This window comes from Tatumella sp. UCD-D_suzukii, from assembly GCF_000611875.2.
Taxonomy (GTDB): Bacteria; Pseudomonadota; Gammaproteobacteria; order Enterobacterales; family Enterobacteriaceae; genus Tatumella; species Tatumella ptyseos.
On record NZ_JFJX01000012.1, the window covers coordinates 222,686 to 241,742 of the forward strand.

17 protein-coding genes and 1 other annotated feature are annotated in these 19,057 nt (G+C 50.8%); of the genes, 11 read left to right on the forward strand and 6 right to left on the reverse strand.

The features are described 5' to 3' along the window. Positions 1-240 precede the first annotated feature (240 nt). Entirely contained in the window at positions 241-477 is a 237-nt protein-coding gene (locus tag CG67_RS05125) for a hypothetical protein (RefSeq protein WP_025901909.1), read from the reverse strand. 524 nt (positions 478-1,001) lie between these two features. On the opposite strand from CG67_RS05125, the gene thrS reads away from it, so the two are divergent. The 10 genes from thrS to CG67_RS05165 all read left to right on the forward strand — a co-directional run bounded on the left by thrS (position 1,002) and on the right by CG67_RS05165 (position 10,509). Then, positions 1,002-2,930 (forward strand): threonine--tRNA ligase, encoded by a 1,929-nt coding sequence (gene thrS, locus CG67_RS05130; protein WP_025901910.1) that lies wholly within the window; start codon positions 1,002-1,004, stop codon positions 2,928-2,930. Between the two features lie 3 nt (positions 2,931-2,933). After that, positions 2,934-3,473 (forward strand): translation initiation factor IF-3, encoded by a 540-nt coding sequence (gene infC, locus CG67_RS05135; protein ID WP_025901911.1) that lies wholly within the window; start codon positions 2,934-2,936, stop codon positions 3,471-3,473. 102 nt (positions 3,474-3,575) lie between these two features. Continuing rightward, positions 3,576-3,773 carry a 50S ribosomal protein L35 gene (gene rpmI, locus CG67_RS17350; protein WP_004157374.1) on the forward strand — a complete coding sequence of 66 codons (198 nt, stop codon included), beginning with the start codon at positions 3,576-3,578 and terminating at the stop codon, positions 3,771-3,773. A gap of 42 nt (positions 3,774-3,815) precedes the next feature. Then, on the forward strand, positions 3,816-4,172 hold the full coding sequence (gene rplT, locus CG67_RS05140; RefSeq protein WP_025901912.1) for a 50S ribosomal protein L20: 357 nt from the start codon (positions 3,816-3,818) through the stop codon (positions 4,170-4,172). Between the two features lie 115 nt (positions 4,173-4,287). Further along, positions 4,288-4,412 (forward strand) — a sequence feature (Phe leader region). Continuing rightward, on the forward strand, positions 4,293-4,337 hold the full coding sequence (gene pheM / locus CG67_RS18030) for a pheST operon leader peptide PheM (RefSeq protein ID WP_001386830.1): 45 nt from the start codon (positions 4,293-4,295) through the stop codon (positions 4,335-4,337). Its footprint overlaps the feature before it by 45 nt. A 71-nt stretch (positions 4,413-4,483) precedes the next feature. Continuing rightward, entirely contained in the window at positions 4,484-5,467 is a 984-nt protein-coding gene (pheS, locus tag CG67_RS05145; RefSeq protein WP_025901913.1) for a phenylalanine--tRNA ligase subunit alpha, read from the forward strand. 14 nt (positions 5,468-5,481) lie between these two features. After that, on the forward strand, positions 5,482-7,869 hold the full coding sequence (gene pheT / locus CG67_RS05150; protein ID WP_025901914.1) for a phenylalanine--tRNA ligase subunit beta: 2,388 nt from the start codon (positions 5,482-5,484) through the stop codon (positions 7,867-7,869). A 4-nt stretch (positions 7,870-7,873) separates the two neighbouring features. Continuing rightward, on the forward strand, positions 7,874-8,173 hold the full coding sequence (ihfA, locus tag CG67_RS05155) for an integration host factor subunit alpha (protein WP_025901915.1): 300 nt from the start codon (positions 7,874-7,876) through the stop codon (positions 8,171-8,173). Positions 8,174-8,454: 281 nt separating this feature from the next. Next, positions 8,455-8,916 carry an NlpC/P60 family protein gene (locus CG67_RS05160; RefSeq protein WP_025901916.1) on the forward strand — a complete coding sequence of 154 codons (462 nt, stop codon included), beginning with the start codon at positions 8,455-8,457 and terminating at the stop codon, positions 8,914-8,916. Positions 8,917-9,069: 153 nt separating this feature from the next. Continuing rightward, entirely contained in the window at positions 9,070-10,509 is a 1,440-nt protein-coding gene (locus CG67_RS05165; protein WP_025901917.1) for a YdiU family protein, read from the forward strand. A 13-nt stretch (positions 10,510-10,522) separates the two neighbouring features. Here CG67_RS05165 and CG67_RS05170 read toward each other — a convergent pair whose 3' ends face one another. After that, positions 10,523-11,566, reverse strand: coding sequence for a 3-deoxy-7-phosphoheptulonate synthase (locus CG67_RS05170; RefSeq protein WP_025901918.1), 1,044 nt, complete (start codon positions 11,564-11,566; stop codon positions 10,523-10,525). Between the two features lie 325 nt (positions 11,567-11,891). Next, the gene (ydiK, locus tag CG67_RS05175) at positions 11,892-13,046 is read right to left on the reverse strand and encodes an AI-2E family transporter YdiK (protein ID WP_025901919.1); all 1,155 of its coding nucleotides are present in this window, start codon (positions 13,044-13,046) and stop codon (positions 11,892-11,894) included. A 188-nt stretch (positions 13,047-13,234) separates the two neighbouring features. On the opposite strand from ydiK, the gene CG67_RS05180 reads away from it, so the two are divergent. After that, a complete protein-coding gene (locus CG67_RS05180) occupies positions 13,235-16,291 on the forward strand; it encodes an FAD-binding and (Fe-S)-binding domain-containing protein (protein WP_025901920.1) in 3,057 nt (1,018 codons plus the stop codon). A 42-nt stretch (positions 16,292-16,333) separates the two neighbouring features. On the opposite strand, the gene CG67_RS05185 is transcribed toward CG67_RS05180, so the two are convergent. The 3 genes from CG67_RS05185 to pykF all read right to left on the reverse strand — a co-directional run bounded on the left by CG67_RS05185 (position 16,334) and on the right by pykF (position 18,945). Further along, positions 16,334-16,735, reverse strand: a complete 402-nt coding sequence (locus tag CG67_RS05185; protein ID WP_025901921.1) for a hypothetical protein — start codon at positions 16,733-16,735, stop codon at positions 16,334-16,336. A 268-nt stretch (positions 16,736-17,003) separates the two neighbouring features. Beyond that, positions 17,004-17,240 (reverse strand): major outer membrane lipoprotein, encoded by a 237-nt coding sequence (locus tag CG67_RS05190; protein WP_025901922.1) that lies wholly within the window; start codon positions 17,238-17,240, stop codon positions 17,004-17,006. 292 nt (positions 17,241-17,532) lie between these two features. Then, positions 17,533-18,945, reverse strand: coding sequence for a pyruvate kinase PykF (gene pykF, locus CG67_RS05195; protein WP_025901923.1), 1,413 nt, complete (start codon positions 18,943-18,945; stop codon positions 17,533-17,535). Positions 18,946-19,057 lie beyond the last annotated feature (112 nt).

A 19,057-nucleotide genomic window follows, 5' to 3' on the forward strand; every position in this document is an offset into this window, starting at 1 on the left:
TGCCGACGAAATATAATTGTTTAGCGATAGAGAATACCTTTACGGAATTGACGGGTGCAGGCAGACGCGGAGGAATAAGATCCGTTGTGAATATCAGACACCGGTAAAGGTCACAATGAAGGGCAGAAAATCACGCAGGTGATACGGATGCCTGCAAGGAGTTTGCCGCAGAGGTGCAGGGGAACGCGAAGAACGGGCAATAAAAACAGCTCCCTGGATCCGGGAGCTGTAAACGCATGATTACTGATTGGCCTGCTGTGCATCCTGCCGTTTTTCAGCAGCTGCGCGCTGGGCTGATTTTTTAGCCATGTGATGGCCCACAAAACAACCGGCCACTGCACCCGCAACCGCGTGATGATGAGCCAGATGACCCGCAACACCCCCGGCAACCGCGCCTTTGATGCAGCCTGCTGCCATCGCTGTCTGGGACAGCAGTAACGTACCGGCCAGTGCCAGTGCGGAAATACTTTTCTTCATAATAAAACTCTCCTGTTATTGCCGCATAAGAATAACATCCGCTGACAGAACCACGATGGACTAATTTATTAATTTAATTGTTAAATTGTTTCAGAACAGTAAGTTTGTAAAAGCAGACATAACGCTAAGCCGTGACGTGCCCGGTCAAGGCGACAGTGAAGCAGTTCTTTTGCTGCTGAGCGATCCCTCCTGCAACGTCCTATAGCTTTGAAAAGAGCGTTGCACTAAAAAACGGAGTTTCCCCCGTGACAAAGTATCCTGCAGTTTTTTTGTACAGATCATGAGGCGGGTACTGATAAAATCCCTTTGATGTTAATCCCATTCTTTTCGTCAGGCGGATTAGCATGTACCATTACCAGACTGCAGCACATCAAAGAAAACATAGAGTTACTTTTGTGTACCTATGAGTGTACCAGACAGATAATTTTGTGTTGTGATGGTAGTGTAACTTACTGAATTTAAATAAAAATCAATATTTGCATGTAGCCTTTCGTGTGGGTTACCACTGCAATTAAGGATATGAAATGCCTGTTATTACTCTTCCTGATGGAAGTCAGCGTTCTTTTGACCATGCGGTCAGTGTCATGGATATTGCTCAGGATATCGGTCCGGGGCTTGCTAAAGCCTGTATCGCGGGTCGGGTAAACGGTGAGCTGGTGGATGCGGTTGATCCTATTACCGAAGATTCTGAGGTTGCGATCATTACCGCGAAAGATGAAGCCGGTCTGGAAATCCTTCGCCACTCCTGTGCTCACCTGTTGGGGCATGCTATCAAGCAACTGTGGCCGGATACCAAAATGGCTATCGGTCCGGTGATTGATAATGGTTTCTACTATGATGTGGATATGGATCACACCCTGACCCAGGAAGACATCGAGCGGCTCGAAAAACGTATGCACGAGCTGGCTGAAACTAATTATAACGTCATTAAAAAGAACGTTAGCTGGCAGGAAGCGCGGGATACCTTTGAGTCACGTGGCGAAAGCTACAAGATGGCGATTCTGGATGAGAACATCAGCCATGATGACCGTCCCGGCCTGTACCATCATGAAGAATATATCGATATGTGCCGCGGTCCGCACGTACCGAATATGCGTTTCTGTCATCACTTCAAATTACAGAAAATTTCCGGTGCTTATTGGCGCGGTGACAGCAATAACAAAATGCTGCAGCGTATCTACGGTACGGCCTGGGCGGATAAAAAACAGCTGGCTGCCTACCTGAAACGTCTGGAAGAAGCGGCGAAGCGTGACCACCGTAAAATCGGTAAACAGCTTGACCTGTATCATATGCAGGAAGAAGCGCCGGGTATGGTGTTCTGGCATAATGACGGCTGGACTATTTTCCGCGAACTGGAAGTCTTTGTCCGTACCAAGCTGAAAGAGTACCAGTATCAGGAAGTGAAAGGTCCGTTTATGATGGACCGGGTGTTATGGGAAAAAACAGGTCACTGGGAAAACTATAAAGAGGCGATGTTCACCACCTCTTCAGAGAACCGTGAATACTGTATTAAGCCAATGAACTGCCCGGGCCACGTGCAAATTTTCAATCAGGGTCTAAAATCTTACCGTGACCTGCCATTACGTATGGCGGAATTTGGTAGCTGCCACCGTAACGAACCGTCAGGGGCATTACATGGTCTGATGCGTGTCCGTGGGTTTACCCAGGACGATGCGCATATTTTCTGTACCGAAGACCAGATTCTGGATGAAGTGAATAGCTGTATCCGGATGATTTATGACATGTACGGCACCTTCGGCTTTGAAAAAATTGTCGTTAAGCTGTCTACCCGTCCTGAAAAACGTATCGGCAGCGACGAATTGTGGGACCGTGCGGAGCAGAATCTGGCCGAAGCACTGAAAGAAAACGACATTGAATTCGAGTACCAGCCGGGTGAAGGGGCGTTTTATGGCCCTAAAATTGAATTTACTTTGTATGATTGTCTGGATCGTGCGTGGCAGTGTGGTACAGTACAGCTCGATTTCTCATTACCGGGACGACTGGACGCTACCTATGTCGGCGAAAACAACGAACGCCAGACCCCGGTAATGATCCACCGTGCTATTCTTGGCTCTATGGAGCGCTTTATCGGTATTCTTACCGAAGAATATGCAGGTTTCTTCCCAAGCTGGCTGGCACCGTTACAGGTTGTCGTGATGAATATCACCGATAATCAGGCGGATTATGTCAACGAATTGACCCGTAAATTACAAAAAGCGGGTATTCGTGTAAAAGCAGACTTGAGAAACGAGAAGATTGGCTTTAAAATTCGTGAACACACATTACGTCGTGTCCCTTATATGCTTGTCTGCGGTGAAAAAGAAGTGGAGGCCGGTAAAGTTGCCGTGCGTACCCGCCGTGGAAAAGATTTAGGATCTATTGATGTCGACGTATTTATAGATAATCTGCAGCAGGAAATTCGCAGCAGAAATCTTAATCAATTGGAGGAGTAAGGTATTAAAGGCGGAAAAAGAGTACAACCAACACGTCCGAACCGTATCAATGGTGAAATCCGTGCAACAGAGGTACGTCTGACGGGTGTTGACGGTGAGCCGCTAGGCATTGTTAGCCTGCGCGAAGCTTTAGAAAAATCTGAAGAAGCAGGCGTGGATTTAGTTGAAATCAGCCCTAACGCCGAGCCGCCGGTTTGCCGAATTATGGATTACGGCAAATTCCTCTATGAAAAAAGCAAATCTTCTAAGGAACAGAAGAAAAAGCAAAAAATTGTCCAGGTTAAGGAAATTAAATTCCGTCCTGGTACAGATGAAGGCGACTATCAGGTCAAACTACGCAACCTGATTCGTTTTCTGGAAGAAGGCGATAAAGCCAAAATCACGCTGCGTTTCCGTGGTCGTGAGATGGCGCACCAGCAGATTGGTATGGAAGTGCTTAACCGCGTGAAAGAAGATCTGTCTGAACTGGCTGTTGTTGAATCCTTCCCATCAAGGATTGAAGGACGCCAGATGATTATGGTGCTCGCACCCAAGAAGAAGTAGCAGGCATTCAAGTAATACTGCCGCTCTGTCCGTTTACGGCTGAGCGGTTTTATTCGCCTGCTGGTTCATTTTATTAACAATGCGAAGTGGATATTTTTTAAAATGCCAAAGATTAAAACTGTACGTGGAGCGGCCAAGCGCTTCAAGAAGACCGCTTCTGGCGGCTTCAAGCGTAAACACGCTAACCTGCGCCATATTCTGACTAAAAAGTCTACTAAGCGTAAACGTCACCTGCGCCCTAAAGGCATGGTTTCTAAAGGCGATCTGGGTCTGGTTATTGCCTGCCTGCCATACGCATAAGTTAACTTTTTTTTTCACAGAATATAAAACAGGAGAGCTAATATGGCTCGTGTAAAACGTGGTGTAATTGCCCGCGCTCGTCACAAAAAAATCTTAAAACAAGCTAAAGGCTACTACGGTGCACGTTCACGTGTTTACCGCGTTGCCTTCCAGGCTGTCATCAAAGCTGGCCAGTACGCATACCGCGACCGTCGTCAACGTAAGCGTCAGTTCCGTCAGCTGTGGATTGCTCGTATCAACGCAGCAGCCCGTCAGAATGGCATGTCTTACAGCCGTTTCATTAATGGCCTGAAAAAAGCCTCTATTGAAATCGATCGTAAGATCCTGGCTGACATCGCAGTTTTCGACAAAGTAGCATTTACTGCTCTGGTCGAAAAAGCGAAATCAGTTCTGGCATAAGTCAGTTAGAAAAGGGAGCTTGCTCCCTTTTTTATTTCTGCCAAGAAAAGCTAACTCTCTGACTTTAATCTGTTATTATAGTAGTCCGTTTTCTTTCTCAGCAACTAAGGTAACGCAAGCATGAATGCTGCTATTTTCCGTTTCTTTTTTTACTTTAGCACCTGATGTCAGGGGCTTTTGCGCAGCAGAAAAGAAACGAAAAATCGCGCTAAAAGCCTCCCTGGTGGAGGCTTTTTTCGTTTTGGCGAAACAGCCCCGGGAGTCATCCCGGAGTGGAACAAATACCAGACTAACCGGAAGAAGAGGAAAACATGTCCCAACTCGCAGAATTAGTTGCCCGCGCCCGGGCTGCTATAGACGAGGCGACGGATATCGCCACCCTGGATGCAGTTCGCGTCGAATACCTGGGTAAAAAAGGCCATCTGACTCTGCAGATGATGACATTGCGCGAATTACCGGCCGAAGAACGTCCGGCAGCCGGTGCGGTGATCAATGAAGCTAAGCAGCAGGTTCAGGAACACTTAAATGAACGCAAACAGACGCTGGAGTCTGCTGCACTGAACGCGCGACTGGCGGAAGAGACCCTTGATGTTTCGCTGCCCGGACGTCGTATCGAAAACGGCGGTCTGCACCCGGTCACCCGGACCATCAACCGTATCGAAAGTTTCTTCGGTGAGCTGGGCTTCCGTGTGGCTAATGGCCCGGAAATTGAAGATGCATACTATAACTTTGATGCACTGAACATTCCGGGACACCATCCGGCTCGTGCGGATCACGATACTTTCTGGTTTGATGCAAAACGCTTACTGCGTACCCAGACCTCAGGGGTACAGATCCGTACCATGGAAAACAGCGCACCGCCTATCCGCGTTATCGTTCCGGGACGTGTGTATCGTAATGACTACGACCAGACTCACACACCGATGTTCCATCAGATGGAAGGCCTGATTATTGATAAAGACATCAGCTTTACCAATCTGAAAGGGACGCTGCATGATTTCCTGAATAACTTCTTCGAAGAAGATCTGCAGGTACGCTTCCGCCCGTCTTATTTCCCGTTCACCGAGCCTTCTGCTGAAGTGGATGTGATGGGTAAAAACGGTAAGTGGCTGGAGGTTCTGGGCTGCGGTATGGTCCACCCGAACGTATTACGCAATGTCGGCATCGACCCGGAAGTTTACTCCGGTTTCGCCTTCGGCATGGGTATGGAGCGTCTGACCATGTTGCGTTATGGTGTGACCGACCTTCGTGCATTTTTTGAAAATGATCTTCGTTTCCTGAAACAGTTTAAATAAGGGCAGGTTATCCAATGAAATTCAGTGAACTCTGGTTACGTGAATGGGTAAATCCGGCCCTGAACAGTGAAGAACTTTCCGGACAAATCACCATGGCCGGTCTGGAAGTGGACGATGTTACCGCGGTTGCCGGGGCATTCCATGGCGTTGTGGTCGGTGAAGTGGTTGAATGCGGGCAGCACCCGAATGCCGATAAGTTACGTGTCACTAAAGTCAATGTCGGTGGTTCCCGTCTGCTGGATATCGTCTGTGGTGCGCCTAACTGCCGGCAGGGACTGAAAGTTGCTGTTGCGACCGTCGGTGCTGTATTGCCGGGTGATTTTAAAATTAAAGCCGCAAAACTGCGTGGTGAGCCGTCTGAAGGGATGTTGTGCTCATACTCTGAACTGGGTATCAATGTAGAATCTGACGGTATTATGGAATTACCGGCAGATGCGGTGCCGGGCACTGACTTCCGTCAGTTTCTGAAACTGGATGACAACACCATTGAAATCAGCGTCACGCCTAACCGTGCTGACTGCCTGAGCATTATGGGGGTTGCCCGTGATGTTGCCGTTCTGAATGGTCTGCCACTGACGGAGCCGGAAATTGCGGCGGTCACACCTTCCACCGATAAAACATTCCCGGTTGAGGTTCAGGCTACCGATGCCTGTCCGCGCTACCTGGGTCGTGTTATTACCGGTATCGACGTCAGCGTGGAAAGTCCGCTGTGGATGAAAGAAAAATTACGTCGTTGCGGGATCCGTTCAGTCGATGCCGTGGTGGACATTACTAACTACGTCCTGATGGAACTGGGCCAGCCAATGCATGCCTTCGATCTCGACCGTGTGCAGGGCGGCATTGTTGTCCGTCAGGCCGTGGAAGGTGAAAAGCTGACACTGCTGGACGGTAACGAAGTCACGCTGACCTCAGATACTCTGGTGATCGCTGACCAGCAAAAAGCACTGGCGATGGCCGGTATCTTTGGCGGGGCAGACTCCGGGGTGAATGAAAGCACCACCAATATCCTGTTTGAAAGTGCGTACTTTGACCCGTTAGCGATCACCGGTCGTGCCCGTCGTTATGGTCTGCATACCGATGCTTCACACCGTTACGAGCGCGGTGTTGATTCTGCACTGCAGTACCGTGCTATCGAGCGTGCAACGGCGCTGTTGCTGGAAATCTGCGGCGGTGCAGCCGGTCCTGTGATTGACCGTAGCCATCAGGAAACACTGCCGGTACCGGCGACTATTACCCTGCGTCGTGAAAAACTGGACCGCCTGATCGGCCATCATATTGCAGATGAGCAGGTGACCGATATCCTGCAACGTCTTGGCTGCCATGTAGTCACCGCAGAAGGACAGTGGACGGCAACGGCACCGGCCTGGCGTTTCGATATGGCTATCGAAGAAGATCTGGTCGAAGAAGTCGCGCGTATTTACGGATATAACAATATCCCCGATGTCCCGGTCCGGGCTGATCTGGTGATGCCTCCGCACCGTGAAGCTAACCTGCCGCTGTCACGCGTGAAAGCCATGCTGGTTGATAAAGGTTACCAGGAAGCCATTACCTACAGCTTTGTGGATCCTAAACTGCAAAACCTGGTTCACCCGGGTGAAGAAGCCTTACTGCTGCCTAACCCGATCTCTGTCGATATGTCTGCGATGCGTCTGTCACTGCTGACCGGCTTACTGGGTGCGGTGGTGTATAACCAGAACCGCCAGCAGAGCCGTGTTCGTCTGTTCGAAAGCGGCTTACGTTTTGTTCCGGATACCGATGCTGAACTGGGGATCCGTCAGGAACTGATGCTGGCAGGGGTGATCACCGGGCCGCGTTTTGAAGAGCATTGGGATCAGGAACGTGCGACTGTCGATTATTTCGATCTGAAAGGTGACCTGGAGTCGGTACTGGACCTGACCGGAAAAGCTGCATCGATTGAGTTCCGTGCGGCACAGCATTCTGCGTTACATCCTGGCCAGAGCGCAGGGATTTATTTGCAGGATCAATACATTGGTTTTATTGGTGTTGTGCATCCGGAACTTGAACGTAAACTTGACCTGAACGGCCGGACAGTGGTATTTGAATTGCTGTGGGACAAGGTTGCAGACCGCTTGCTGCCTGCTGCGAAGGAGGTTTCCCGCTTCCCGGCAAACCGTCGTGATATTGCTGTGGTGGTTGCCGAAAACGTCCCTTCAGCGGATATCATCGCAGAGTGTAAGAAAGTTGGCGTAAATCAGATAGTTGGCGTAAACTTATTCGATGTGTACCGTGGTAAGGGTGTGAGTGAGGGTTATAAGAGCCTTGCGATCAGCCTGATTTTGCAGGATACCAGCCGGACACTCGAAGAAGAGGACATTGCCGCGACTGTAGCTAACTGTGTTGCGGCATTAAAAGAGCGATTCCAGGCAACCTTGAGGGATTGAACCTATGGCGCTTACAAAAGCTGAAATGTCAGAGTATCTGTTTGAAAAACTGGGTCTTAGCAAACGTGACGCGAAGGATCTTGTTGAACTGTTTTTTGAAGAAGTCCGTAGGGCGCTGGAAAATGGTGAGCAGGTAAAACTGTCAGGCTTTGGCAATTTTGACCTACGCGATAAGAATCAACGGCCGGGACGTAACCCGAAAACCGGGGAAGACATCCCGATTACAGCTCGCCGTGTTGTGACTTTCCGCCCGGGACAGAAATTGAAAAGTCGTGTCGAGAATGCTGCTCCGAAGCAAAGCTAAGCATTGTGACAGAGCATAGTGAAAAAGGTCGCGTTTGCGGCCTTTTTTTTATCCGCTGACCGGGGTGGGGAGCATGTCAGCGTCGTCTGTCGCCGGGGTAGTGAAGGGCCACACCCGGGGCTAATTAAAGTTACAGGTGGCCAGACTTGCTGATGTAGGGTAACCATTCTTTTCCTGATATTATCACCCTGAAGTTATCCTCCCCGACGCAGATAACCTCTGATGTCAGTTGCGCTGTAACCCTGAAAGTCATGACAGATAGCAGTTTACGGAGCTTGCTTATGGTACGGATAGTAATCGTCTTTCTGATAATGTTACTGGCGGGATGCAGCTCACATGTGCCTGCACCGAATGCAAATCTTTCTGATCCTGCTGTGGTCAGGGCCGTGCTTAATGAGCAGTTATCTCAGTGGCGGGGTACCCCGTACCGCTTTGGTGGTCTGAGCCGCCGGGGGGTTGATTGTTCCGGTTTCGTTTATCTGACATTCCGTGACCGTTTTGATATCCGTTTACCCCGAACGACCCGTGGCCAGAGTGACATCGGTACCCGGATCCGTAAAAGTGACCTGATGCCCGGTGACCTGGTGTTCTTTAAAACCGGCTGGGGAGGTGACGGCTTGCATGTGGGTATTTACGACAAAAATAATCAGTTCATTCATGCATCCACCAGCCGGGGGGTTATGCGCTCTTCACTGAATAATGTCTACTGGCGAAAAGTGTTCTGGCAGGCCCGACGCATTTAGCCGTTATCTGTTCGTGCGTTTCCGTTATTCTCCTTACGCATCCTGCCCGCAAGGCCGCGCGATGGCTGTTATCCTCGCTTCAGTCAGGTTACACTGCCGTCTTATCCTCTTATAAGATACTTGTCTGACACAGTACCCACCTGCGGAGTCCTTATGCAGTTTACGAATACCTGGTTCGACGAGCTACCTGATTTTTATCGTCGGGTGACTCCAACCCCGCTAAAACAGGGGCGTCTGCTCTACCACAACCAGCCTTTACGTCGGGAGTTACAGCTCGACGAACAACTCTTTGCCGGAACAGGGCACCCGGTGTTTTATGGGGGGGATGTGCTGTCCGGGATGTCACCGCTCGCTCAGGTCTACAGTGGTCATCAGTTTGGCGTATGGGCCGGTCAGTTGGGCGATGGGCGGGGTTTGTTACTGGGTGAGCAGCAACTGCCGGATGGCCGGAAATATGACTGGCATCTGAAAGGGGCCGGACTGACCCCTTATTCGCGTATGGGCGACGGGCGGGCGGTGGTGCGTTCGACGGTCAGAGAGTTTCTGGCCTCAGAGGCATTACATGGTCTGGGGATCCCGACAACCCGCGCACTGAGCCTGGCGGTGAGTGAAGAGCCGGTGCAGCGCGAGCAGACCGAGCAGGGCGCAATGCTGGTCCGTATTGCCGAAAGTCATCTGCGTTTTGGTCACTTTGAACACTTCTTTTACCGCAATCAACCGGATCAGGTCAGAGCGCTGGCCGATTATGCCATTCGCCATCACTGGCCTGAGCTGACAGATGCACCGGACCGTTATCTGCTGTGGTTCACCGATGTGGTGAAACGCACGGCCAGGCTGATAGCGCTCTGGCAGAGTGTTGGTTTTTCTCACGGAGTGATGAATACCGATAATATGTCGCTGCTGGGTCTGACCCTGGATTACGGTCCGTACGGGTTTATGGACGATTACAACCCCGGCTTTATCTGCAATCATAGTGACTATCAGGGGCGATACAGCTTCGAAAATCAGCCTTCCGCAGGGTTATGGAACCTTAACCGGCTGGCCCATGCGTTATCTCCCCTGTTATCTCTGCCGCAACTCAAGCAAGCACTCGGGGTTTATGAAGATGAGCTGATGAGTGTCTGGGGGCAACAGATGCGGCGAAAACTGGGGCTGTTTACGGCACAGCAGGATGACAATGACCTGCTCAGCGGGCTGCTGGCGCTGATGGCAGCCGAAGGCAGTGATTATACGCGCACATTCCGCTTGCTCAGTGAGACAGAACAACAACAGAGCCAGTCACCGCTCAGGGATGAATTCATTGATCGTGCGGCCTTCGATCACTGGTTCAGTCAGTACCGTAAGCGCCTGCTGGACGAACAGTACAGCGATGCGCAGCGCAGAGAGATGATGCAGGCAGCCAATCCGGCGCTGGTGCTAAGAAATTACCTGGCACAACAGGTGATAGACGAGACAGAAAAAGGCGGCACGGAGCAACTGGCGGGCCTGCATAACGCATTGCAAAACCCGTATCAGTTGTTGCCTGAACAACAGGCGCTGTTTAACCGGCCGCCGGAATGGGGGAAATCACTGGAGATCAGCTGTTCGAGCTGACCTCCGGTTACTGTCAGAGGGCGGAGACAGCTTCCGCCAGGTTTTCCAGGACTTTCTCAGTGTCCCCCCAACTGAGGCATGGGTCGGTGATGGACTGACCATAAACCAGAGGCTGCCCCGGGGTCATGTCCTGGCGGCCCTCTTCAAGGAAACTTTCAATCATCACCCCGGCGATAGCGGTTTCGCCATTACGCAGTTGCCGGGCCACATCCTGTGCCACCTGTAATTGCCGCTGATGCTGTTTCAGGCAGTTGCCATGACTGAAATCGATCACCAGCCGGGCGGGTAACCGGGATGCTTCCAGTAAGTTGCGGCTTTCGGCCACATGCTCAGCGGAATAATTCGGCGTCCGGCCACCCCGCAAAATGATGTGTCCGTCCGGATTACCCCGCGTCTGATAAATGGTCATTTGTCCCTGTTTATCGGGGGAGAGAAACCTGTGACTCGCCCGTGCGGCACGGATCGCATCGATAGCAATACGAATATTGCCGTCGGTGCCGTTCTTAAAGCCGACAGGACAGGAAAGCGCCGAAGCCATTTCCCGGTGGACCTGACTTTCTGTGGTTCGTGCGCCGATAGCCCCCCAGCTGATTAAATCGGCAATAAACTGCCCGGTCACTCTGTCCAGAAACTCTGTCGCCGTCGGCATCCCTAATGCGTTGATATCCAGCAGTAATTTACGGGCGATCGCCAGCCCTTCGTTAATATGATAACTGCCATCCAGCCAGGGGTCATTGATCAGGCCTTTCCAGCCGGTAACAGTACGGGGTTTTTCGAAATAGGTCCTCATAACAATTTCCAGCGGGCCCTGGTAGCGCTCACGGAGCAGATTCAGGCGCTGAGCATAGTCGAACGCAGATTGCGGGTCATGCAGCGAACAGGGGCCGATCACCACCAGTAAACGAGGGGTAGGGTGCTGCAGTATCTGGCTGATACGTTGCCGGGTGGCCAGAATATTGGCACTGATATCCTCTGAAACCGGATATTGTCGTGCCAGTTGTTCCGGAGTGACCAGGCGTGCCACCGGCGATGTTCGTAATTCATCGGTTTTATTCATGATAGTCTCGAAGTCATGCTGCTTACCGGAAAATGCCGGCAAGATATGGCCTCAACAATAGACGAATAGTGTGTGATTACAATCAACGGCAATGTAAAACAGGAGAGAAAGCGCGGAATTCAGAATAAAAAAATGCCCGTCCGGAGAAGGGCAAAGACTACACACAGCAATAGAGGGGTGGCATTCAGATGCCGCAACAAAATCCTAAGGGTTATCGTAAAGTTAAATTTGTATTGAATCTGTAAGAATCTTCCCATTCGGGATGGCGGGGCAGTACGGAGGGAAAGCTCCCCTGACGTCGCCAGGGGAGAATGATCAGTGATGATTATTTTACAGGAGCCTGTGCCTGACGGGCATTACGCTCTTCTTCTGCCGTTTTACGGGCATCTTCCAGTAATTCTTCCACCACCAAATCCGGATTATCGTGCGGCTCCGGCGCTTCATGCATCCAGACCGACAACAGACGGTATGAGACCGCGAGTACTACCGGACCAATAAACAGGCCGATCATGCCGAAGGCTACCAGTCCGCCGATGACCCCGGAAAGGATGATCAGCATCGGTAAATCGGCTCCCAGCCGGATCAGCATCGGGCGAACAAAACTGTCCATGGTACCGACAACACAGCTCCAGACCAGCAGTACCGTCCCCCAGGTTGTGTCTCCGCTCCAGTACAGCCAGATAATCGCAGGGATCAGCACCAGCAATGGGCCGAGCTGGATCAGGCAACAGAGGATCATGACTACGGTCAGGATAGTCGCATAAGGAATACCGCAGAGTGCTAAGCCAATGCCCCCGATGACGCCCTGCAGTAATGCGGTCACGACGACGCCCAGAGCAACGGCACGAATAGCCTGACCTGCCAGTAATACCACTGCGTCACCCCGGCGTGAAGCCAGCCGGTAAGCGAAATGCCGTATTCCCTGGCCCACGCGCTCACCCCGCCAGTAGAGCAGAATACTGAACAGTAACATCAGCGTCAGATGCACCATCAGCCGGCCAAAATGGCCTGCCTGAGCAACAAAAAAGCTGGTGGTACGACCGATATAGGGCTGGACGCTGGTGATTAATGCGCTGCCACCGCCGGCGATCATTTTCTGATAGTACAGCGCCAGTTTGTTGCCGATATACGGAACATTGCTGAGCCACTCGAGTTTCGGTATCTGAATATGGCCGGAGGATAACCAGGCAATCACCGGCCCGCTGTTATCCAGCACACTGCTGATCAGCAGGGCGATCGGAATAATAAACACCAGTAATAAAATCAGTGTCATTGCCAGAACAGCCAGCGAACGGCGGCCCCAGAGAATTTTTTGTATACGCAGCATCAGTCCCCAGGTCGCGATAACGACCATGCCGGCCCAGGCAAAGCCAAGGATAAATGGCTGAACCACCCAGAAACAGGCGACCATCATTAATACAAAAAACATCAGTGTAAATAGCTTCTGAGGGAGATCCCTGTTTTCTGACCGTGCTTTCATAACACCTCTTTACCTCTTTGAATTCACCCAATGAGAGGGTTCCCGATAATGATGCGGTATTTCGGGCAATTACGACAGTAAATAAAAGCAAACTTTTTCATGCAGTAACAAAAGCGACATCTCATAAAATGTGGTAAAACAAAATATTCCTGAAAATTAAAATGACACGACATCCTGGTTTTTATCACATGATCCCAAAGATTCAGCAGGCCCCGGGACTCAGCCCGCAGGTGCTTTCCTATATTGAAACATTGACGATACAAGGTTTTACCGGTGATATCGCCACCGATTATGGCTCACGGCTCAGTATGTCGATAGATAACAGTATCTATCAGTGTCTGCCCAATGCCATCCTTTTTCCCCGTTCGGTTGCTGACGTTGCGCTGTTAAGTCGTATCGCTGATAGTGAGGCGTTCGCCGGCCTGACCTTTACTGCGCGAGGGGGCGGCACCGGTACCAATGGCCAGTCACTTAACCGCGGTGTGATTGTCGATATGTCCCGTTATATGAACCGGATCCTGGAAATCAATAGTGAGGAAGGCTGGGTCAGGGTAGAAGCGGGAGTGGTGAAAGATCAGCTGAACCAGTGGCTGAAACCTTATGGTTTTTTCTTTGCGCCGGAATTATCCACCAGTAACCGTGCCACACTGGGGGGAATGATTAATACCGATGCTTCCGGCCAGGGGTCGCTGGTGTATGGTAAAACGTCAGATCATGTGCTGGGATTGCGGGCGGTGCTGGTCAACGGGGACATTATTGATACCCGTGCGATGCCGATCAGTCTGGCAGAGCAGATTGCCGGCGAAAAGACGACGGAAGGGCATATCTATCAGCAGGTGCTCAGTAGCTGTCGGGATAACCGGCAGCTTGTGACAGATAATTTCCCGAAACTTAACCGTTTTCTGACCGGTTATGACATGCGTCATGTGCTCAGTGACGATCTGCAAACGTTCGACCTGACCCGTATCCTGTGCGGCTCTGAAGGAACACTGGCCTTTATTACTGAGGCCCGGCTGAATATTACGCCTATCCCGAAAGTCCGTCAGCTGGTCAACATTAAGTATGACAGCTTTGACTCGGCTCTGCGGAATGCCCCGTTTCTGGTTCAGGCCAGAGCACTGTCCGTGGAAACCGTAGACTCGACGGTACTGAACCTGGCCCGTGAAGATATTGTCTGGCATTCGGTCAGCGAACTGATCACCGACATCCCGGGCGAAGCGATGCTGGGGCTGAATCTGGTGGAATTTGCGGGGAACGACCGCGAACTGGCGGAAAAACAGGTGAGTGACCTGTGCCGCCGGCTGGATGAACTGATGGCCGCCAGAGAAGGCGGTATCATCGGCTATCAGCGATGCACGCAGCTTGATGAAGTTGAGCGGATCTATGCGATGCGTAAAAAAGCGGTAGGTTTGCTGGGAAATGCGAAAGGGCATGCTAAGCCGATCCCGTTTGTGGAAGATACCGCGGTTCCGCCGGAGCATCTGGCTGACTACATCGCTGATTTTCGCACCTTACTGGACAGTCATGGTCTGAAATACGGGATGTTCGGTCACGTGGATGCGGGGGTGTTACATGTGCGTCCGGCACTGGATATGTGTGACCCTCAGCAGGAAATGCTGATGAAGCAGATCTCCGACCAGGTCGTGGCGTTAACGGCCAGCTATGGCGGATTACTGTGGGGAGAACATGGAAAAGGCTATCGGGGCGCTTACACCGAAAACTTCTTCGGCCCGGCGTTATTCGGCGAATTGCGGCGCATTAAAGGGGCTTTCGACCCGGAGAACCGCCTTAACCCCGGTAAAATTTGTACCCCCGCGGGGAGCGATGCGCAACTTCTGCCGATAGAAAGCCCGACCCGGGGCAGTTTTGACCGTCAAATCCCGGTCTCGGTCAGAGAGGAATGGCGCGGCGCTATGGAGTGTAATGGCAACGGGTTATGCTTTAACTTTGATGTTAACAGCCCGATGTGCCCGTCGATGAAAATTACCCGTAACCGGCTGCACTCACCCAAAGGGCGGGCAACGCTGACCCGTGAATGGTTACGCTTACTGGCAGAGCAGGGGGTGGATCCACAACAACTGGAACGTGCGCTGCCACAGAACTCCCTCAGCCTGCGCTGTTTTATCAGTAAGCTGAAAAATACCCGCCAGGCCGCCCGGGGTGAATATGATTTTTCTCACGAAGTGAAAGAAGCCATGTCGGGGTGCCTGGCCTGTAAGGCCTGTTCGACACAGTGCCCGATTAAAATCGATGTCCCGTCGTTTCGTTCGCGTTTTCTGCAACTGTATCATAGCCGCTATCTGCGCCCGCTTAGCGATCATCTGGTTGCCTCTGTGGAAAGCTATACTCCCCTGATGGCAAAAGCCCCGCAGTTTTTTAACTTTTTTCTGACGCATCCCCGCATTCAGGCGTTAAGTAAAAAACATATCGGTATGGCTGACCTTCCGGCGCTGTCGTCGCCGGGCCTCAGACATCAGCTGGCCGGACACCGGGCACTGACGACGACGGTGGATGACCTACGCGGCATGACAGAAGCCGAACGCCGCGAGTATGTGCTGGTGGTGCAGGATCCTTTTACCAGCTATTACGAAGCCAGCCTGATCACTGACTTTATCCGGCTTATCGGTAAACTGGGTTATAAACCGGTATTGCTGCCATTCACACCCAACGGTAAGGCTCAGCATGTAAAAGGCTTCCTGCAACGGTTTGCCAGAACCGCACAGAAAAGCGCGGATATTCTGAATGATATAGCGACACTGGGTATTCCGATGGTCGGTACAGACCCCGCACTGGTGCTCTGCTACCGGGACGAATACCGTCAGATCCTCGGGGAGAAACGCGGTAACTTTAACGTGCTGCTTGCCCACGAATGGCTCGATAGTGTGACTTCTGACAGGGCAGAGCAGCAAACCCACGGAGAGGCCTGGTATCTGTTCCCGCACTGTACGGAAAGTACCGCATTGCCGCAGTCCCCGGCTCGCTGGAAAATCCTATTCGGTCGTTTCGGTGCTGAACTGCAGACAGTTAACGCCGGTTGTTGCGGTATGGCCGGGACTTATGGCCATGAAACCAAAAACCTGGATAACTCGCTGGGGATCTATGCACTGTCCTGGCAACCGAATCTGCAAAAACGGTCTCCTCAGCGTTGTCTGGCCACCGGTTATTCCTGCCGCAGCCAGGTGAAACGTGTCGAAGGGCAGGCGGTACGTCATCCGTTACAGGCATTGCTGGATATCATCAGCTGATAACGGCAACGGCAGAGGAACACTGGCTTCCTCTGCCTCCGGTCAGGGCAATTGTTCTGCATAACTGAAAAACTGCTCCTGAAGGCCACAAAACTGTTCCCATTCACCTTCCTGCATCAGGACATGACTCAGCCGGCCCAGAGACTCGCGTGCCAGTTGCAGCGCCTGTAAACGAAACATTGCCTCGCGTTGTTCATTGGCCATTTCGCTGATCAGCTGCTGGTGGAGTTCCAGTAACAAAGCAATATACCGTTCATCATCTCCCTGCTGATGACATCTGTCGGCCATACTCAGGCAGAGATCATTAAATTCCCGCAATTTTGTCAGTGAGCTGTCTGGATGTTTCAGTGCGGATTTACTGAGGTGAAACTCTGTGCACATGGCATTCAGTGCCTGGTAATATTCCTCAAGGTGCAATTCCAGCCATCCTGAAAATGAGATCATATCCGGCTCCTTTGTTAGTAATGATAATCATTATCATGCTTATAGCCGTGTAAAGGCAAGGGGGATCGTATTTATTAACGAAAATGATGAGAAGAAAGTGCCGTTTCCGGGATCGCTTAACCACGAATGTGAGCGGGTGAGAGTTTAGCGGGGGTATGAAATCCGGGCGTTATTATGAAGAGAAGTAAAAAGAGCCGTGCAGGACAGGGCTTGAGGAAAAGACAAAAAAAATGGTGCCCTTGGGGCACCATTTTCGTTACCAGAACGCTTACTTGCGGTATGCGTGAGCCTGGTTATCCAGACGCTGGTTAGCGCGAGCTGCGTCGTCTTTAGCAGCCTGAACGTCAGAACGCACTGCGTTCACGTCGTTGCTCAGCTGGTCAACTTTGGTGTTCAGAGTCTGAACATCGCTTGACAGTTGGTCGATTTTAGCGTTGCTAGAACAACCAGCCAGCAGAGTTGAACCCAGAATTACCGCGCCCAGTACCAGTTTAGTACGATTCATTATTTTACCCTCTAGATTGAGTTAATCTCCATGTAGCCCGGTAAGTATTACACAAAGTTTTTTGTGTTGAGAATATATTTTTTATGAGAAGATGCTTAAATTAACCTATTCGCTCAAAGAAACAGCGATTAATATTCGTTGATAAAGTTTTTAACAGAAATACAGGAATTTAATCGGATTTACCTTAATTTAAGATAGGGTCTTTAGTCGATTTTTATTTTTTTTGGTTATCATTTAAAATAAAAAGGAATAAAAAAAGGCACCGGTGAAGGTGCCTTTTTAACGTTATTGATTAAATAACATGAACTGATGCAGTGTTTGTGGTTCCGCTCGGGACTAAAGCCCCGGAAACCATTACCACCACATCACCGGTTTGGGCATAACCGGCGCTTAATGCAATCTCTTTACCGATACGATAGAAGTCATCCGTTGAACTAATTTTCTCAACCAGATGTGTTTCCACGCCTTTAGTTGCCAGCAACTGGCGTGCGGTCGTTTCATTGTTGGTTAATGCCAGAATGGTCGCGCCCGGGAAGTATTTACGGATAGATTTCGCTGATTTACCCCCCTGGGTTGCGACGATGATCACCGATGATTGCAGTTTTTCTGCCGTATCGACTGCGCCACGGCACACCGCTTCGGTAATACGTAATTTGTGACTTTCTTTCAGTTCATCAATACGGCTTCCCATGACGCGGTCAGTACGTTCGCAGATGGTGGCCATAATGGTGACGGCTTCCAGAGGATATTTCCCTTTCGCACTCTCACCTGACAGCATTACCGCATCGGTACCGTCAATGATGGCGTTGGCGACATCACCGGCTTCTGCACGGGTAGGGCGCGGGTTCTTGATCATTGAGTCCAGCATCTGGGTCGCGGTGATCACCAGTTTACGGGCCTTGTTACATTTTTTGATCATCATCTTCTGAGCGAAGATAACTTCTTCTACGGGGATTTCAACGCCGAGGTCACCACGGGCAACCATGATACCGTCGGATGCTTCCAGAATTTCGTCGAAATTATTCAGGCCTTCCTGATTTTCAATTTTGGAAATAATCTGGATGTTTTCGCCGCCGTGCTGTTTCAGGTGCTCGCGGATTTCAAGAACATCCGAACGCTTACGGATAAAAGAGGCTGCGACAAAATCGACGCCCTGTTCGCAACCAAAGATCAGGTCACGTTTATCTTTTTCCGCCAATGCCGGTAACTGGATGGAAACGCCTGGCAGGTTAACCCCTTTGTTCTCGCCAAGGTCGCCGTTGTTCAGAACTTTGCAGACAACGGTGTTTTCCGTCACTTCAACCACTTCCATTCCCAGAAGACCGTCATCAACCAGCACGGTATTACCGATAGCCAGATCAGCGGCAAACCCCTGGTAAGTCACAGCGACCTGCTGATTGTTACCGATAACTGACTGGTCAGTCGTAAAGGTGAACGTCTGTCCCGCCTGCAGTGAAACATCGTTTCCGCCTTCAAGCTTCATCGTACGGATTTCAGGGCCTTTGGTATCCAGCAGAATAGCGGCGTTATGACGGGTTTTACCCACCACTGAGCGCAGATTCGCAATACGCTGGCCATGCTCGGCATAATCACCATGAGAAAAATTGAGACGCATAACATTCATACCTGCATCAAGCAGGCTTTTCAGCATCTCTTCGGATTCAGTTTTTGGACCGATAGTACAGACGATTTTGGTTTTTTTCATGACGGGTTATCTACAAGTTGTAATGAATTTAGGAAACACGAACCACCGGAAGTATCTGCCGATGGCGGAAATTTGTGATTCAGATAATTTTGTAACTTAGATAATAATGCGT

Coding starts and splice junctions, on each gene's coding strand:
- CG67_RS05185 (WP_025901921.1), bottom strand. CDS start 16,735: ATGATCTCATTTTCAGGATGGCTGGAATTGCACCTTGAGGAATATTAC.
- CG67_RS05165 (WP_025901917.1), top strand. CDS start 9,070: ATGCAGTTTACGAATACCTGGTTCGACGAGCTACCTGATTTTTATCGT.
- pykF (WP_025901923.1), bottom strand. CDS start 18,945: ATGAAAAAAACCAAAATCGTCTGTACTATCGGTCCAAAAACTGAATCC.
- thrS (WP_025901910.1), top strand. CDS start 1,002: ATGCCTGTTATTACTCTTCCTGATGGAAGTCAGCGTTCTTTTGACCAT.
- rplT (WP_025901912.1), top strand. CDS start 3,816: ATGGCTCGTGTAAAACGTGGTGTAATTGCCCGCGCTCGTCACAAAAAA.
- rpmI (WP_004157374.1), top strand. CDS start 3,576: ATGCCAAAGATTAAAACTGTACGTGGAGCGGCCAAGCGCTTCAAGAAG.
- pheS (WP_025901913.1), top strand. CDS start 4,484: ATGTCCCAACTCGCAGAATTAGTTGCCCGCGCCCGGGCTGCTATAGAC.
- CG67_RS05125 (WP_025901909.1), bottom strand. CDS start 477: ATGAAGAAAAGTATTTCCGCACTGGCACTGGCCGGTACGTTACTGCTG.
- pheT (WP_025901914.1), top strand. CDS start 5,482: ATGAAATTCAGTGAACTCTGGTTACGTGAATGGGTAAATCCGGCCCTG.
- CG67_RS05170 (WP_025901918.1), bottom strand. CDS start 11,566: ATGAATAAAACCGATGAATTACGAACATCGCCGGTGGCACGCCTGGTC.
- ydiK (WP_025901919.1), bottom strand. CDS start 13,046: ATGAAAGCACGGTCAGAAAACAGGGATCTCCCTCAGAAGCTATTTACA.
- CG67_RS05180 (WP_025901920.1), top strand. CDS start 13,235: ATGATCCCAAAGATTCAGCAGGCCCCGGGACTCAGCCCGCAGGTGCTT.
- CG67_RS05160 (WP_025901916.1), top strand. CDS start 8,455: ATGGTACGGATAGTAATCGTCTTTCTGATAATGTTACTGGCGGGATGC.
- ihfA (WP_025901915.1), top strand. CDS start 7,874: ATGGCGCTTACAAAAGCTGAAATGTCAGAGTATCTGTTTGAAAAACTG.
- CG67_RS05190 (WP_025901922.1), bottom strand. CDS start 17,240: ATGAATCGTACTAAACTGGTACTGGGCGCGGTAATTCTGGGTTCAACT.